We start from the raw sequence: 471 nt of genomic DNA on the forward strand, positions 1-471 counted from the left end.
GAGCCCTGTGGAAGCCGCAAAATCTCTGCTGCATGAAAACTGTTTCCCGTCACCAAGTTGCGACGATAGTAAGCTGGCAGTAATCGGCCCAACACTAGGAATTGTCATAATGCGCTGAGCGGTATCATCAGCGTTGATTGACTGACTTAATTCTGATTCCAGCTCTGCTATTTGCTCAACAAGGTAAAGGTAGTGGGTATGCAACCTCACCAAAAGGCGGCTCAGATATTCGGGGATTTCGTGTTCAGCCAATACGAGAGACAACCGTTTTATTACGGCATCCCCTGTCGGCAGGCTGATTCCAAATTCCAGCAGGAAACCGTGGATCTGGTTGGTTGTTTTCACCTTATCTCTGATGAGCGATTCTCTGACCCGGTGTAATGCCCTTATTGCTTGCTGGGTCTCAGTTCTTGGCTGGACAAAACGCATTGATGGTCGTGAAGCCGCTTCACATATGGCTTCTGCATCAAC

1 protein-coding gene is annotated in these 471 nt (G+C 48.6%); it reads right to left on the bottom strand.

All coding sequences use genetic code 11. The features are described from left to right. Positions 1-471 (bottom strand): IS110 family transposase (locus ACUU1I_RS21165; RefSeq protein WP_449144944.1); only part of this gene is annotated, 471 nt, incomplete at both ends.

The sequence above is a fragment of the Shigella sp. SIG3 genome (genome assembly GCF_053555855.1).